Consider the following 16,436-nt stretch of genomic DNA (forward strand, 5'->3'; position numbering starts at 1 on the left):
CTGGGTTTATTTAAATTTGCCATAAAAAGAGCCGCGAGCAGCTTGATATGCCCGTAAGACTCGAGGCCAATACCACTAACGACTATCCCTTATTGGGCTTGAAAAATCTACTATACTCAGGAGCTAATGCTCAATTTTATGACGTAACATCGACTCTAATGACTATTTAATATGGAGAAAAGCAATATAAAAAATCCCCTTAATCCATTCACGTTTTATACAGGCTTAGGCGCAATCACTTTGCTTAGCAGTTATTGCTATTATTTAATGGAATGGTTGTTCTTTATCACTAAGCCATCGATGCTCAGCTACCTCTCATTACCAGAGCAGATTTACATCCTGTTCACCGCGCCACTGCCGTTGGTAGCCTTTAGCCTTTGTTGCGTTTGCCTTGCCAGTTTAATCTCCTTGATACTCAAGCCGATAAAAAAGCTACCTAAATGTATACATATAGGCATCACCTATAGTATTCCAGCAGCCATACTCACGGCTTGTACATTGCTATTATTAGATAATTTTTCTTATACCCTGTTTAACCTCGCCTCGCATTCAACCACAACTTTAATAACGAAGAGTTATTACTGGATAATTCTCAGCCTGTTTATGCTCTACTTTATCGATAAACTGCCTGCCATCAATCACGCTATTGCGCAACGAAGTGGTAAAGCAATCGCACTTTGCACGATCCTGATATGCTTATCCAGTCTGGCACTGCTAGCCTCATACCGCGCCCCTCTGTCATTAGCATCAGGATTGCCACCGACTGAAGTAACTGAAAAGTTACCTAATATTCTATTTTTCAATGCCGATGGTGTAAGAAGCGATAACATGTCGGTTTATGGTTATGAACGAGCAACAACCCCTTTCATGGACAGTATTGCTAACGAGAGTGTGATCTACTTTAACCATTGGACTAATTCATCGAAAACAACAGGCTCAATAGGATCACTCCTCAGTGGTAAATACCCTACTCGCACGAAAGTCATTTTCAGACCCGATACCTTTACGGGTGAAGACATGTTTCAACACTTACCGGGAATATTAAAACAACTTGGCTATTTTAATATCGATATCACCATGAGGCACTATATCGATCCTGACGATTTAAAATTACGTAATAGCTTCGATTATGCCAATGACCGCTATATACCAGCTATAAGCGATTCATTTAATCACATCTATCTGCGAAGTTGGCCCGCAACGGTACAGTTCATCGAGGAAAACGGACAAAGATTACAACAGCGTCTCACGCATTTACTGACCGATTCATCCATGGTAACCCCTCACAAACAAGTTAACCAGGGTCATTCACTGCGCCCACAATCATCTGATCAAGGTAGAATGGAGCAACTTAAACAACAGCTTATGACTGCACCACGCCCATTCTTTGCTAACATTCACCTTTTGGGGCCACACGGTAATCGTTTTATTTACGAGCAGCCCATCTTCACAGCAGACAAACACCAACCTCTCCCTTGGCAGGTCGATCACTACGACAATGCCATCTTTCAGTGGGATAGTTATAGCCGAGATATTTATCGCTTACTTGAGGCTTCAGGTGAACTCGAAAACACGCTACTCGTATTTAATAGCGACCATGGTTGGCGTCACCGTATAAATAAGCCACTGCCACTGATCATTCGCTACCCAAACAAGACCCGTACAGGTGTGGTGACCCAAGCATCCCAGCGACTGGATATAGCCCCGACCGTCTTGGGCTATTTAGGCATAACCCCGCCAACTTGGATGGATGGCCACGATCTCAATGCTCGGAGCGACAATGATTACCCTATTTTCATAGTGACTTCTGCACGGCTACAAGCCAGTAATGCCGGAGACTGGAAGGTCGCCGCCAAGTTAACGCCTCCTTTTTATTCACTGGGCACTATGTCAATGCTGTATTGCGGAGTGCTTTATTCCATAGATGTTAATGATAATCATCAACCGAGGCTTTCATATCAAGAGGTTGAAAATAAAAAACCTTCTTGTACGGCATCGTCGCTAACACCGAGATCGGCCTATAAAAAGATAATTAGCCATCTGCAGCACATGGGTTATGACACCGGCTCTGTGTTCGACCACATCGCCGATGAGACTCGTGATAAACAATATAACGTGCGTGTAGAGTGAGGCACATTATCTTGATGAATAATGTCAAAACGCCCTACCAAGGCTCGTTCAAAACCTGCTTGATGATAATCAGTAAAGATATCTTCGCGCGTCGCTAACAGCCGTTGTACTTGAGAGTCTTCTTTAGGCACAAACTCAATGATCAGGCAATCAAGTACCAATGAATGAAATAACGCTATGATCTTCGTTAAAGGGACATTATTAGTGATCGCCAAATGATGAATTAACGCTAAGGCAATAACGGTTTCAAACCTCCCTCGTTGGATAAAGGAGCGTCGCTCGGTGTTACTCCAGCCGATTGCTGGCGATGGGTTAAATAAGTCTAATACGATAGGCAGTATGCCCTTATCATTGTCCGCTTTGACTTTAAGGTAATGTTGTTCAACCGCGGCCTCATCAATATCCAATGACACAACTAGATCAGCATAGTTAGCGGCTAAGCGGCTAAAACGTCCTGAATTTGCCCCAATATCGGCAAGTGAAGACAACCCACGACGGCCTTGTTCAAGGTAGCGCTCGACAAGATCATACTTCCCCTGCATCGCGGCCACGCCATAGTTGGTATTATCATAATATTGGGCCCATTGAGTCTTTTTGGGTTGCCAACGTAGTTTGCCAATATCATTTTTTAAACTAGAGATTAATGCCTTAACGCGAGCCGCCGACATTTGAGACTCAACACGAGCTACCCGCTGCTTGCCTCGCTCCCCACTGTCACCATAGTAACCCTGCAATTTTGCATGCAAGTGAATGTGCGATACGGCATTAAAGCGAAACCAACTGTGCCATGGTAATAAACGACTGGCTAAATCTAACGGTACACCGTCGATATACAATTCAGCCAACCTGCCCAGGCGATAGTCACAACTTATTTTAAGCAGTAAGGGGGCTAAAAAATGCTGACAAAACTGACGATAAGCGACCCAAGGTCCAGCGCTATAACGACAAAAAGATAAGGTATCAATAAAGATGGGCCGCCCCTGATAAAATTGAACATTAAAAGCACTCGCATCCTTAAGGGTAAATCCATATTGCAGCGCTAATAATTGGATCTCTAACGTTAATATTGCGGCATCTTGCAGCTGGCTAAAACTCCATTCGTATGGATATGAAATAAAAGGGATCAACTGAGGTTTTAACACTTTATAAGCATTTTCCCTATGAGCTCCTTCGAGACTGACTTCTTGATGTTCGACAAGATAACCACGTTCCACAAGCGCCTGATGCAGCCCACTGTCGATATAGGCATCAAATTCCTCTTTATAGGAGATGTTCACTTGTCGATATAAGTTTTCTCGATACCAAAAAACAAAACCCCCACTATCTCTAAATGACGCCTGTTCCTTTTCAACATCAACCATAAAATAACCCATTATTTATTAACAAAAATGACCTTTATGATGATAACTATAGTCCATAAAATATTTGCCCTAAGGCCAATGGCTAACTACATTAACATGTAATGAGTAACCCTTTCACTCCCCCTGTCAGGAATTGAGAATATGGACAATAACCTCAGTCGACTCATATTAGTCGCATCAATATTACTACTCAGTACTCCTGCATACGCCTATCTCGATCCCGGAACAGGAAGTATCATTTTGCAAGCGATTATTGCAGCCATTGTTGTCGGATTTGCCACCTTGCGTATTTGGTGGGATAAATTGTTGACACTCCTGAAATTACGTAAAAAAAACTCACTCTCCCAAGAGGAAATTCAAAATTCCCCCAATCGAGACGCCAACAAGCCTTAACGTCACGAATTTAGCCTCTCTTTTTAGTTGCCAACCCCCAAACAAACTAGGTGACATCAACACACAGGGTGCTAAAATGTCGACCTATTTCACTACATAACTGGATATTGGCAATGCGAGTTAGCAAGTACCTGCTGTCAACACAAAAAGAGACCCCAGCAAACGCTGAGGTGGTAAGTCATCAATTAATGCTACGTGCGGGAATGATCCGTCGTAACGCATCAGGTCTTTACAGCTGGTTGCCGACAGGCTTACGTGTACTGCGTAAGATTGAAGCGATTGTGCGTGAAGAGATGAACAATGCAGGTGCTGTTGAGATCTTAATGCCCATGGTACAACCGGCTGATCTGTGGGTTGAAACCGGTCGTTGGGAAAAATTTGGTCCTGAGCTATTGCGCTTTCAAGACCGTCACAACCGTGACTTCGTCTTAGGCCCAACCCATGAAGAAGTGATCACCGACATTGTTCGTAAAGAAGTTAACTCTTACAAGCAGTTACCACTTAATCTTTACCAAATTCAAACTAAATTCCGCGATGAAGTACGCCCACGTTTTGGTGTGATGCGCTCGCGTGAATTCTTGATGAAAGACGCTTACTCTTTCCATTTAGATCAACAAACCATGGATGAAACCTATGAGGCGATGTACACCGCCTATAGCAACATCCTAGGCCGTATGGGTCTGGCTTTCCGCCCAGTACTTGCTGATACCGGCTCTATCGGTGGCAGCATGTCACATGAGTTCCACGTATTAGCCAACAGCGGTGAAGACTTAATAGCTTACTCAACTGAGAGTGATTACGCCGCTAACATCGAAAAAGCAGAAGCGCCAATCCCAACTGAGCCACGCGGCGCAGCAACGGTTGAAATGAGCATTATCGATACGCCTAATGCCAAAACCATTGAAGAGCTCGTCTCACAGCACGGCATCGCTATCGAAAAAACCGTTAAGACCATTATTGTTAAAGGTGCAACCGAAGAAGCGCCGTTAGTGGCCATTATCATTCGTGGCGACCATGAACTTAACGAAGTGAAAGTTGAGAAGCTTGACACCGTATTAGCTCCATTTGAGATGGCCGATGAAGCCGATATCCGTAAAGCCATTGGTGCAGGCCCTGGCTCATTAGGTCCTGTCGGGCTTAATATTCCAGTCTATATTGACCACAGCGTTAACATCATGAGTGATTTTGCCGCTGGCGCTAACCAAGATGGTAAGCACTATGTGGGCATTAACTGGGAGCGCGACCTACCGGAAGCCCCCGTTGCCGACCTACGTAACGTCATCGAAGGTGAAGCGAGCCCATGTGGCAAGGGCACTATCGGACTACTGCGCGGCATCGAAGTGGGTCATATCTTCCAGTTAGGTACGAACTACTCAGAGTCGATGGGCGCTAACGTACTAGACGAAAACGGCAAGTCAAAAACCTTACTGATGGGTTGTTACGGTGTGGGCGTAAGCCGCATGGTGGCGGCGGCAATTGAGCAAAACAACGATGATCGCGGCATTATCTGGCCAGATGCGATTGCACCGTTCAAAGTGGGCATCTTGCCAATGAACATGCACAAATCTCACCGCGTTAAGGATATGGCTGAGCAGCTATATCAAGACCTTAACGATGCAGGTATCGAAGTGCTGTTTGACGACCGTAAAGAGCGCCCAGGTGTGATGTTTGCCGATATGGAGCTTATCGGTCTGCCACACGTTATCGTGATTGGCGATCGCAACATCGACAGCGGTGTATTCGAATATAAGAACCGCCGCACAGGTGAAAAGCAAGATATTCCATTCGATCAAATCATCGACTTTATTAAGTCTGCTAAGTGATATTGAGCACAATTAGCTCGCATTATTAGCAATCAATAGCCAATAAAAACGCCTAGAATGATCTAGGCGTTTTTAAAAACTGCTTTTAGAAAGCTGGCTCAGAAAACAATAATCACATCTGCAGTGCAAGTTGAAGTGCCTGCATCACATGCCTTATAAGTGTAGCTTCCGCCTCCCTTACTACTAATAGTATCAGTGTAGGTGGTACTCGCAGACGTTGTTGTAATCAAGCTCTCATCACGATAAACATCCACACTGGCACCCGCTGCACCGCTAAAGGTTAAGTCAACCTTGTTAACACCTTTACTCTTATAACTTGTTGCAGAGATGGAGAAATCACCAGTGCCACCGCCGTTATCTCCGCCATTACCACCGCCGGCGCAACCATTTGCCGTTAGATAAGCATCCGCAGCAGCGGCTTGAACTATACCGTATCCAAAGTAAACATCTTTACCCGTTGCGCCAGCATCAAGTGCCGTGGCTTTAAGCGCTTGACGGATCTCACTACCTGTACATTGGTTATGATTAGACCATACCAATGCAGCAATCCCCGATACTGCAGGCGTTGCCATAGAAGTACCACTCATAAACCCATAATCAGAAGCACCAATATCGATGCTGGCCGTATTGGCTGCAACTAACACCGCCCTATCTTCTTGCGCTGCACCGACTGCAGCAATAGAGGTGTTATTAACTGTGCCTAATGTGGCGTATAACATGCCGGGCTCGTTGTTAATAATGATCGCACCGATACCACCCGAGCTTTCGCAGTTCGCGACTTTGTCATGAAATGAGATCACTCCACGGTCAATGACACAGATGTTACCGTTGGCACTGGGATCTGGCGTTTGCGCCGTCCCCATAAAGTAAGTATTACCAGAGACAGCCCCAGCGTTCTCCATCGCGCTGCTCGCCACAACAACACCATCTGCCGACAAATAAGAGGCTGTCGCCATATTCGCAGGGTAAGTCGATAACGTATCCACACCACCCGCAGTCACTTCTACACAGGTGTTTTCATCTGTCCTCACGCGCTTACCACGACCCGATGTACACGATGGGAATTGTGAAAAATCGGCAATATTGTTATTTGCATCGTTAGCCCCCACCATCATCACAGATGAGTATCCCGCAGGATATGAACGCACATTATTACCGTCGTTACCGGCCGCAGCAACGACTAAACCGCCAGCATCAACAAATGTTTGGAATGCATTCGACTCGGTCGCATTAGCACCGCCGCCACCTAAACTCATACTGATGATGTTAGCTCCCGCGGCACTACATAAATTGGTTGCATGGGCTAAATCTGAGGAGTAGCCCCAGCCTGTAGCATTAAACACCTTGATAATGTGCATATCGACCCCTGGCGCCATGCCCAACACACCAATATTGTTATCGGCAGCCCCTATGGTTCCAGCAACATGGGTGCCATGTGGGCCACCATTTTCATTCCAGTTGCCGGTACCGGAATCGTTGTCACCGGTGATATTATTCCAAACGAAGTCAGGATTAGAGGCATCTAAGCCCGAGTCGATAACACACACCTTCATACCGGCAGCAGCATTAAAGCTTACCTGGTCGGCTTGAGATTGATAAATAGCATAAGGAGTCAATTGCTGGGTCATAGGATCACCCACATCATCACTAAAACCCATAAGGTAACGACGTTGATCCACTTCGACCCATTTTACATGTGGATTATTGAACAATCCTCTCACTTGAGCTAAATCTCTGCCCGTAAATGTCGCAGCGACAAAACCATCGCCATCAACGTGGATCTGAGCCCCTAATTGCTTAGCAAGCGCCTTTACAACACCCTTGCCTCCATTTTCTACTTGGATGATGTAACGCTCATCATCAGCAACTGCCGAGGTTGAAAGGCCAACACTTAATGCCATCACTGCACTTGCTAATTTTGTCAACTTCATAAAGCTATCTCCATTATATTGTTTATATTTAGAGTTACTTACTCGAGTATCCACCTGCAAACGCCACGATACATCTCACGCTATTTACAACCGTTTTCGGCACTTACGACTACGTAAATTTGAAACACCTATCATAAAAACTAAGGTAAAACGAATTATCAATAAATAGTAGACCTATGCTAGAGATCTGTAAATGTTAACAAATGGTTACACCTAGCTATTGGAAAGATTGCTTATGCTGACAATAAACCCATCGCATCAGCTAAACAAAACTCCATCAGCCAACCATCAGCCACGACTCAAACAAACACAAAAATGCCCAGCCTCATTCAAGGCTAGGCATTACACTTAAGTACATAATCGACTGAGTATCATCGCTCATTCTAAGCACTACTTTTTAGCACGACATCAAAACGCTATCTTTTATCCTCAATCACCACGCCATCATTGGCTAATGTCCCTGTGGCAACCAAAACCACCTCGCCACTGAGCTGGGTTTCGGCTCGAATAGAGGCGCTAATGGCGGCAATATCCAGTTGCGATCGCTGCGGCTCATCCACTTCACACAGTAAACACATAGTATCGTTGTGGTTACTGCTCGCGATCACTAGCCGTACTTTAGCAAGCTGGCTATGACGACGGCGAATACGCTCAACTTGTTCTGGGTGCACAAACAAGCCTTTCACTTTACAGGTTTGATCGGCGCGGCCCATCCAGCCTTTAATGCGCATATTGGTGCGCCCGCAGCGACTTTCCCCACCCATGAAGGCTGACAAATCCCCGGTGGCAAAGCGGATCAGCGGATAATCGCGATTAAAGCTGGTGACCACCACCTCGCCAACTTCACCATCGACAACAGGAGTTTGCGTACCTGGGCGCACAATTTCGACAATAATATCTTCGGCGACCACTAAGCCGTCATCGCTGACACTTTCAAAGGCGATAAGCCCCAGATCAGCAGTCGCATAAGCCTGCTTAACGGTAATGCCCGCCTCGGCAAAGCGGGCTTTGAGCGGCGCCGTTAACGCCTCGCCAGAGACCAGCGCCTTAGTGATTGACGAGACATCGCCATCCAACTGCTGCGCTTTTTCGAGCAAGATATTTAAAAATGAGGGTGTGCCGCAATAGCCATTGGGCTTTAAGCTGCCAATCAAGGCCAGTTGCTGCTCTGTCTGCCCGGGACCGGCGGGGATCACGCTGCAACCACAGGCCTTAGCACCCGAGTCCATCATAAAGCCGCCAGGAGTTAAATGATAAGAGAGACAATTTTGCACCCGATCGCCCTGACGAAAACCCGCAGCAAAAAACGCTTGTCCCATGCGCCACCAATCATGGCCATCACATTCGGGCTCATGAATTGGGCCCGGTGATTGAAATATACGCCCCACATGATGATGCGTGGGGGTCATGCCGGCAAAAGGCGGCTTCGCGGCCTGCAATTCAATCAGATCGGCCTTACGGGTGATGGGCAGCGTCGCTAACGCAGCCCGGCTATTGATTTGGCTAACATCGATGTCGGCTAACCGCATCGCATAATAGTTGCAGTGATTTTTAGCAAAGCTCAGCTGCTCGGCCAGCGCCGACATAAGGTAGTCTTCGCGAACGGTAGCGCTTTGCCCTTCCAGTGGGTGATAAAAATGGCTCATGTCGGCTCCTGTTACAACCAGCGTTTACGGCGTTTATACGACTTTAAATTTTTAAAACTTTTGCGGGTTTCATTACCGCCCCCCAGATAAAACTCTTTTACGTCTTCGTTATTGAGCAGCTGCGCCTTACTGCCATCGAGCACTATCTTGCCCGACTCCATGATATAGCCGTAATTGGCAGCCTTTAAGGCGTAGTTAGCATTTTGCTCTACCAGCAGCATGGTGATCCCCTGCTCGCGATTGATCTTCTCAATAATGCCAAACACCTCTTTAACCAGCAGTGGCGATAGGCCCATCGAGGGTTCATCGAGACAGATCATCTTAGGGCGCGCCATTAACGCGCGGCCGATGGCCAGCATTTGCTGCTCGCCGCCCGACAGGTATCCGGCGAGCCCGGTGCGCTCTTTTAGGCGTGGAAAGTAGTTAAACACCATCTCAATGTCTTGATTAACTTGACCGTCATGACGGGTATAGGCGCCTAACTTTAAATTTTCAATCACGCTCATATCTTCAATGATCCGCCGACCTTCCATCACCTGAAATAGGCCTGAGCGCACCACATCCGAAGCGTTTTGGGTATCGATTCGCTCGCCCATAAAATGGATGTCACCACGAGACACCTCACCGTTTTCGGTCTTTAGTAATCCAGATATCGCCTTCAAGGTGGTCGATTTACCTGCGCCATTAGGGCCAAGTAGGGTGACGATTTCGCCTTGTGGCACATCGATACTGACGCCGCGAAGCACCTGAATGACATCGTCATACACCACTTCGATATTATTAATAGAGAGAATGGGGCTTTCTGGCTTTAACTGCACTGCTTGTGTCATAACAACTCCAGGGCGATAGGTGATGGCCTAGCAGGCTGTAATACCATGCTAGGCCGAAATGGGTAATTAATAACCTAACCAATCAACGCGGCGCTCAAGCGTGACTTGGTTGACCTTCTCAACCTTAATGTCTCCACCGTTATAGTTGCCTTTGTAGATGTTGACCTGATTAATGCCGCGGTGATCATCAGGTGTCCACGTCGCCGCTAAGCAGACGCCTTCAAGCCCTTTAGGCACCCAGTTTTGCTGCACATACATGCCTTTTTTAACGTTAGGCCCAGTAATCCCGCCATTGGCCTTAGCCCACTGCATCGACTCTTTCATAAAGTAGGTGGAGCAAACACCGCGAATATAGTGGTGTAGACGAGGTTCTTGACCGCTAGCATCGGACATTTTTGAGATCTCACGAACCAGCGCCATGCCCGGTACCTCATCGCCCCAAAACGGGGTCATGGTAGGGAAGATATAGTTTTTCACCCCTTCACCCGCCGCCTGAAATACCAACTTGTCGCCGCCCCAAATATTAGACATAAACTGAATATCGGTGCCGACCGTGTCGCACGACTTGATTAACGACTGCACCGAACCGCCTAAGTTGCCGATATAGCCATAATTGGTCCCCGAACTTTTAAGGCTTAAACATTGCGCTTTAAAGTCACCGGGTTTCATCGAGATCACCACCGGCGGCTGTACATCAAAGCCAAGCTCGGTGGCGTATTCGGCGCACGCCTCTTTAGGGGCGTTAGGGAACGGATGGTTGGCACCAATGTGGGTGAACTTTGGCTTGCCCTGCCCACCTTTTGCTTGCCAATCCTCTGCGGCCCACTGCACCAAGCCACGACATGCATCAGAATAAGACGCGCCATAGAAGAAGTTATACGGCGCAGGCTTTTTGGTATTGGGGTTTTTACCTTGCGGATCGGTGAGATGCCCCGAATAGGAAGCCGAGAAGATCGGCAGTTCATCTTTAGCGGCAAAAGAGATCAACGCTTCGGTATCGGCCGTGCCCCAGCCTTGCATCGCCACCATATTTTCACGCGACAACCACTTTTTATAGGAGGCGATAGCCTGCGGCACCTTGTAAGCATAATCTATGGTTTCATATTCCAGCGTGGTGCCGTCGATACCGCCATTGGCATTGATATACGCCAGCGCATCACGCACGCCATCGGCGTAAGGCTTGCCCACAAACGCTGTGGGGCCTGACATATCAGCAAGATGGCCAACAAATACCGAATCTTCGGCTTGCACGCCCGCACTGACTAAGGTCATTCCTGCCAATGTTGAGCCAAGTAATAGTGTCTTATACATAATAATTTCCCTTCAAAAATGGTCCATCAGGTTGAACGCTGCCGCCCCCAAGTGGGTTAGGCTAAGCCCGTTCTCATGTCAAACTGCGTGCTTCTTTAAAGGCTAAGAAGAGTATCTTGTTAACGCTGCTCGCCAGCACCGTTAACGGCTGTGTCCGCTCTCGGGACACAGGTAAAACCGTCACTACTAGTAAGCAAATGGATAGCACTTCCAGTAGTTTTTAATTTGGCCCCAGCGATGGGCTAGACCTTGCGGTTCAAAAATCAAAAACAAGATGATCACCAAGCCAATGGCCATCTCTTTGATATAGGCAAGGCCGTCGGTCACCATAGGGATGTCACCCCACGGGGTGTAATTCATTAACCCCACCATGCTCTCGAGCACTTCGGGCAGTAACACCATAAACACCACCCCCATTAAGGTGCCTTTTACCGACCCTAGCCCGCCGATGATCACCATGGCCAGAAACTGAATCGACATAAAAATGGTAAAGCCTTCCGCCGACACATAACCCAAATAGTGGCCATATAGCGCGCCACCAATGCCGGCATAAAAAGAGGAGATCCCAAAAGACAACAGACGATATTTATTTAATTTAACGCCCATGATCTCGGCAGAAAGATAATGGTCGCGCACCGCCACAAAGGCGCGGCCATCACGGCTTCGCATCAAGTTACAGCCCCAGATGTACATAAACACTAAGGCGAACAGCGCGATAAAGTAGAAGCTCAAGTCGGTATCAAATTCGAAACCAAACAGGTTAACTGGCGCAGCCATCGCCCCCGACGCACCGCCAGAAAACCATTCGGCGCGGCCAAAGAAGTCCTGAATAATGAACTGCGCTGCCAAGGTGGCGATAGCCAAGTACAAGCCCTTAATGCGCGCTGCCGGCATACCAAACATCATGCCAACCGCCATGGTTAAGAAACCCGCCAAGGGGATACAAAACACCACAGGAATATTGAAACTGGTATTGAGCCAAGCCGAGGCAAACGCACCAAAGCCAAAAAAGGCGCCGTGACCTAAGGAGATCTGTCCGGTAAAGCCCACCAGAATATTGAGCCCCAGGGCCGCAATACCAAGATAGGAGATTTGAATAAACAGGGTTAAAAAGTAACCGTCGAGCACCAACGGTGCCGCACACGCCAGAGCGATCACCATGATGGTTACTAATCGAATGGTACTGGTTTCGAAAATGGTGTTATCCGCCTTATAACTGGTGCGGAAATCACCACAGGGGCGCATCGCCAAACTAGACATAACAAACTCCTTGGGCCAATAGGTCAATCTCAAATAGTTGATTCATAATGCTATCCTCTAGATCCGCTCAATATCACGGGTGCCAAATAGGCCGTAAGGTTTAAACCACAAGATGATAAGCAACACATAAAAAGGCGCGATGTCGTACATGTTACCAATATGCAGATATTGGCTGTCGAAGAACTCGGCCACGTTTTCCAGCACGCCAATCACCACGCCGCCGACAATGGCACCGACAATGGAGTCTAGCCCGCCCAAGATCACCGCTGGAAACACCTTAATGCCGATAGAGGAGAGTGAGTCTGATACCCCGTTAACCATGCCAATCACCACACCTGCGGTGGCCGATACGGTGGCGGCAATGCCCCAGCTCATGGCAAAGACCTGCTTAACCGAAATGCCTAGGCTTTGTGCAACCTGCTGATCAAACGCGGTGGCGCGCATGGCTAACCCATGCTTAGAATATTTAAAGAACAGAAAGAAGCTCACCATGATCAGCAGCGCAATCACAGTACTCATCAAGTAGGCAAATTCGATATTGAGGCCAAAGATGGCCACCGACTGGGTATCAAACACCTGCGGATAGCTCTGGGGCGACACCCCAAAAATCCATTTAGTTAACGACTGGAAGAAAATCGACAGGCCGATAGTCACCATGATCACCGAAATTATCGGTTCGCCAATCATGGGGCGCAGCACTATCATCTGCAGTAACACGCCAAACGCGGCCATAAAACAGAGGGTTAATATAAAGCCTAAGAAAAAAGGTAACTGGAAGTAGGTTAAAAATGCCCAGCAGACCCACGCGCCCACCAGCAAAAACTCACCTTGGGCAAAGTTGACGATTTGGGTCGACTTATACACCAACACAAAACACATGCCGACAACCCCATACAACAGGCCGACTATCAGGCCGTTAATGATCAGTTGTAATAACAGTTCGAAATTCATGATGCTCTCCTTTGCGTGACATTGGCATCGGTAGCCGTAGGGCCATCGACCACGGTGGCGACCTTAAGTTGGGTTTTAATCCGCGACTGAGTGCCATCTTGGAAGGTGATCACTGTGTCGATATCCACATGGGGCTCATCGTTATAAATCGAGTCGATAATGTCGCCATACTTGTCGGCGATCACCCCACGGCGCACCTTACGGGTACGGGTGAGCTCACCGTCATCGGCATCGAGTTCTTTATATAACAAAATGAATTTATTGATTTTTTGTGCATCTGGCAGGGTTTCATTGACCCGCTGCACTTCAAGGCTGAGCTGCTCATACACCTCAGGCAAACTCGACAGGTTGGTGTAGTTGGTAAACGCCAAGCCTTGCTGCTCGGCCCACTTGGCGACAATACTGAAACGAATGCACAATATCGCCGACAAATAGGGTTTATCTTTGCCCAAAATCACCGCCTCACCGATAAAGGAGGAGAACTTGAGTTTGTTTTCGATATATTGTGGTGAGTACTGAATACCGTTACTGGTTTTAGCCAGATCTTTAATGCGGTCAATCACCACCAAATGACCCGATGGCTTGAAGTAACCAGCATCGCCGGTGTGCATCCAACCATCTTTGACATCTTCCAGATAAGCTTCATCGTCGCCTAAATACCCGTTAAACATGCCAACGGTTTTGGCGATAACCTCACCCACCCCTTCACTGTCGGTGTTGATCACTTTGAGTTCGGCGGTATCAAAGGCGACCCCAACGCTGTCGTAATCCACATCATCTTGCTGATGAATAGTGTAAGCGCCACACATCTCGGTTTGCCCATAGAGCTGACGCAGCGGAACGCCGATGCTTTGAAAAAACTTAAAGGTGTCTGGCCCCATCGCGGCGCCGCCGGTGGCTGCCGATTTTAAAAACGAGAACCCTAAACGATCACGCAGCGCCTTCATCAACAACCAATCGGCAAGCTGAGAACGTTTGCCCTGCGTCAGCCGTTGTTCGGCGCGCGCCATGGCAAAGTTAAACAGCTTTTGCTTAAAGGGGGTGGAGTCCATCATGCGCGCTTTGACATCGGCAAGAATGCCTTCCCACACACGGGGAGCGAGCAGCACAAAGCTAGGACCTATCTCGCGCAGATCCGCCATCATGGTCTCTTGCTCTTCCACAAAATTGACGATTTGCCGGGCAATTAATGCCTGCCCCACAGCATATACCTGCTCCATGATCCACGGCAGCGGCAAAACCGACACATAGTTATCACCCGGTGCCCTAGGATCGGCACGTAAATAGGAGCAGCAATGGTCGATAAATTTACTGCCTTGCAGCAACACAATTTTCGGCTTAGAGGTGGTGCCCGATGTGGTGCAATAGATGGCGATGTTGTCGGCCTTTCCGGCATCGACTAAGTTGTCATAATAGCGCGGTGAGGTGTTATCCACCTGCTGACCAATGCGGTAAATCTCTTCCACACTGATCAGGCGTGGGTCGTCATATTTACGCATGCCTCTTGGGTCGCAATAGACAATGTATTTTACCGACGGGATCTGGTCGCCCAGCTCGAGTAACTTATCGCACTGCTCTTCATCTTCAGCCACCACCACTTGGGCATTACTGCGATTAAGCAGATAAGCCACCTCTTCATGCATCGAGTCTTGGTAAATACCCAGCGAGTAACAACATAAGGCGTGGGCGGCCACCTCGCCCCACACCCACTCGGGGCGGTTTTCACCCAGTAGGGCAATGGTGGTGTTGGCTGTAATGCCTAAATGGTTAAATGCGAGCGCCATCCACTTGACGCGATTGTGATAATCTTGCCAGCTAAACTCGCTCCAAATGCCAAACTCTTTTTCACGCATGGCGATGTCGGCGCCCCAGTTAGCGGCGTTATGGCGCAAGATCTTGGGAAAGGTATCCATGCTTCCCATATCAAAGGATTGCGCTGCTTGATTTGACCTACTCATTAGACGACCTCTTTTAATTGCTCATTGTCTTCAAGCCCTAAATAAGCCTGTCTTACGTGCTCGTCGGCCATCACCTCATCCGGGAGACCACAAATAAGCCGCTTACCAAAATCGAGCACCATCACTTCGTGGGAGATATCCATCACCACGCCCATATCGTGCTCAATCATCACCACAGTGATGTCAAATTCTTCATTTAAGTCGAGGATATAACGCGCCATATCCTCTTTCTCTTCCAGGTTCATGCCTGCCATCGGCTCATCAAGCAAAATCAGCTTGGGATTGAGTGCAATAGCGCGCGCCAATTCAACCCGTTTGCGCAGCCCATATGACAAGGTGCCTGCGACAGATTTACGCACATGAGAGATGTCGAGAAAGTCGATGATCTCCTCGACGTGGCGACGATGACTCAGCTCCTCTTTTTGTGCCGGCGATGCCCAGTACAGCGGGCCCGTCAACCAGTTATTTTTCATCAGGTGATGACGCCCAACCATGATGTTGTCGAGCACCGACATATGGCCAAACAGCGCCAAGTTTTGGAAGGTGCGCCCAATGCCAAGGTCGGCGCGATCGTTAGGGCGCATGTGGGTCACATCTTGGCCGTCAAAATGAATCGAGCCCTGCTGCGGGCGATAACGGCCTGAAATGCTGTTAAGCATCGAGGTCTTGCCCGCACCATTTGGACCAATGATGGAGAAAACGGCGCCGCGATTGACCTCAAAACTGACATCGGTCAGCGCCTTAACGCCACCAAATGCCAGTGAAATCTGCTCGACTTTTAAAATGGTCTCTGTCACACCCATACTCCTTTTAAAAAAACGCTTATCTCGCCTTGAGCGCAG

Annotated in this window: 12 protein-coding genes; 3 read left to right on the forward strand and 9 right to left on the reverse strand. The window is 47.9% G+C overall.

The features are described 5' to 3' along the window. Positions 1-267 precede the first annotated feature (267 nt). A complete protein-coding gene (locus AC5YBX_RS11495) occupies positions 268-2,130 on the forward strand; it encodes a sulfatase-like hydrolase/transferase (RefSeq protein ID WP_494523713.1) in 1,863 nt (620 codons plus the stop codon). On the opposite strand, the gene AC5YBX_RS11500 is transcribed toward AC5YBX_RS11495, so the two are convergent. Beyond that, positions 2,055-3,491 carry a class I SAM-dependent methyltransferase gene (locus tag AC5YBX_RS11500; protein WP_494523714.1) on the reverse strand — a complete coding sequence of 479 codons (1,437 nt, stop codon included), beginning with the start codon at positions 3,489-3,491 and terminating at the stop codon, positions 2,055-2,057. The genes AC5YBX_RS11495 and AC5YBX_RS11500 overlap by 76 nt on opposite strands. Before the next feature lie 141 nt (positions 3,492-3,632). Here AC5YBX_RS11500 and AC5YBX_RS11505 point away from each other — a divergent pair, with 141 nt between their 5' ends. Both AC5YBX_RS11505 and AC5YBX_RS11510 read left to right on the forward strand, forming a co-directional pair. After that, on the forward strand, positions 3,633-3,884 hold the full coding sequence (locus tag AC5YBX_RS11505; protein WP_494523715.1) for a hypothetical protein: 252 nt from the start codon (positions 3,633-3,635) through the stop codon (positions 3,882-3,884). Positions 3,885-3,997: 113 nt separating this feature from the next. Then, positions 3,998-5,707, forward strand: coding sequence for a proline--tRNA ligase (locus AC5YBX_RS11510; RefSeq protein WP_494523716.1), 1,710 nt, complete (start codon positions 3,998-4,000; stop codon positions 5,705-5,707). A 98-nt stretch (positions 5,708-5,805) separates the two neighbouring features. Here the strand turns inward: AC5YBX_RS11510 and AC5YBX_RS11515 are convergent, their stop codons facing one another. The 8 genes from AC5YBX_RS11515 to AC5YBX_RS11550 form a co-directional block, all read right to left on the reverse strand. Beyond that, positions 5,806-7,638 carry a S8 family serine peptidase gene (locus AC5YBX_RS11515; protein ID WP_494521370.1) on the reverse strand — a complete coding sequence of 611 codons (1,833 nt, stop codon included), beginning with the start codon at positions 7,636-7,638 and terminating at the stop codon, positions 5,806-5,808. A gap of 416 nt (positions 7,639-8,054) precedes the next feature. After that, positions 8,055-9,284 carry a phenylacetate--CoA ligase family protein gene (locus AC5YBX_RS11520; protein ID WP_494521369.1) on the reverse strand — a complete coding sequence of 410 codons (1,230 nt, stop codon included), beginning with the start codon at positions 9,282-9,284 and terminating at the stop codon, positions 8,055-8,057. Between the two features lie 11 nt (positions 9,285-9,295). Then, the gene (locus AC5YBX_RS11525; protein WP_110458636.1) at positions 9,296-10,114 is read right to left on the reverse strand and encodes an ABC transporter ATP-binding protein; all 819 of its coding nucleotides are present in this window, start codon (positions 10,112-10,114) and stop codon (positions 9,296-9,298) included. A gap of 66 nt (positions 10,115-10,180) precedes the next feature. Beyond that, positions 10,181-11,425 (reverse strand): ABC transporter substrate-binding protein, encoded by a 1,245-nt coding sequence (locus AC5YBX_RS11530; protein WP_494521368.1) that lies wholly within the window; start codon positions 11,423-11,425, stop codon positions 10,181-10,183. 186 nt (positions 11,426-11,611) lie between these two features. Next, positions 11,612-12,685, reverse strand: coding sequence for a branched-chain amino acid ABC transporter permease (locus AC5YBX_RS11535; protein ID WP_494521367.1), 1,074 nt, complete (start codon positions 12,683-12,685; stop codon positions 11,612-11,614). A 57-nt stretch (positions 12,686-12,742) separates the two neighbouring features. Beyond that, positions 12,743-13,636 (reverse strand): branched-chain amino acid ABC transporter permease, encoded by an 894-nt coding sequence (locus AC5YBX_RS11540; RefSeq protein WP_110458633.1) that lies wholly within the window; start codon positions 13,634-13,636, stop codon positions 12,743-12,745. After that, positions 13,633-15,594, reverse strand: coding sequence for a long-chain fatty acid--CoA ligase (locus tag AC5YBX_RS11545; protein WP_494521366.1), 1,962 nt, complete (start codon positions 15,592-15,594; stop codon positions 13,633-13,635). The genes AC5YBX_RS11540 and AC5YBX_RS11545 overlap by 4 nt, the downstream gene beginning before the upstream one ends. Then, positions 15,594-16,391 (reverse strand): ABC transporter ATP-binding protein, encoded by a 798-nt coding sequence (locus AC5YBX_RS11550; protein WP_494521365.1) that lies wholly within the window; start codon positions 16,389-16,391, stop codon positions 15,594-15,596. The genes AC5YBX_RS11545 and AC5YBX_RS11550 overlap by 1 nt, the downstream gene beginning before the upstream one ends. Between the last annotated feature and the right edge of the window lie 45 nt (positions 16,392-16,436).

Source organism: Shewanella sp. 492, assembly GCF_059338445.1.

Bases quoted from the DNA above. Each gene is read 5' to 3' on its own strand.
- AC5YBX_RS11495 (WP_494523713.1), top strand. From the start codon at position 268: ATGGAATGGTTGTTCTTTATCACTAAGCCATCGATGCTCAGCTACCTC.
- AC5YBX_RS11500 (WP_494523714.1), bottom strand. From the start codon at position 3,491: ATGGTTGATGTTGAAAAGGAACAGGCGTCATTTAGAGATAGTGGGGGT.
- AC5YBX_RS11505 (WP_494523715.1), top strand. From the start codon at position 3,633: ATGGACAATAACCTCAGTCGACTCATATTAGTCGCATCAATATTACTA.
- AC5YBX_RS11510 (WP_494523716.1), top strand. From the start codon at position 3,998: ATGCGAGTTAGCAAGTACCTGCTGTCAACACAAAAAGAGACCCCAGCA.
- AC5YBX_RS11515 (WP_494521370.1), bottom strand. From the start codon at position 7,638: ATGAAGTTGACAAAATTAGCAAGTGCAGTGATGGCATTAAGTGTTGGC.
- AC5YBX_RS11520 (WP_494521369.1), bottom strand. From the start codon at position 9,284: ATGAGCCATTTTTATCACCCACTGGAAGGGCAAAGCGCTACCGTTCGC.
- AC5YBX_RS11525 (WP_110458636.1), bottom strand. From the start codon at position 10,114: ATGACACAAGCAGTGCAGTTAAAGCCAGAAAGCCCCATTCTCTCTATT.
- AC5YBX_RS11530 (WP_494521368.1), bottom strand. From the start codon at position 11,425: ATGTATAAGACACTATTACTTGGCTCAACATTGGCAGGAATGACCTTA.
- AC5YBX_RS11535 (WP_494521367.1), bottom strand. From the start codon at position 12,685: ATGTCTAGTTTGGCGATGCGCCCCTGTGGTGATTTCCGCACCAGTTAT.
- AC5YBX_RS11540 (WP_110458633.1), bottom strand. From the start codon at position 13,636: ATGAATTTCGAACTGTTATTACAACTGATCATTAACGGCCTGATAGTC.
- AC5YBX_RS11545 (WP_494521366.1), bottom strand. From the start codon at position 15,594: ATGAGTAGGTCAAATCAAGCAGCGCAATCCTTTGATATGGGAAGCATG.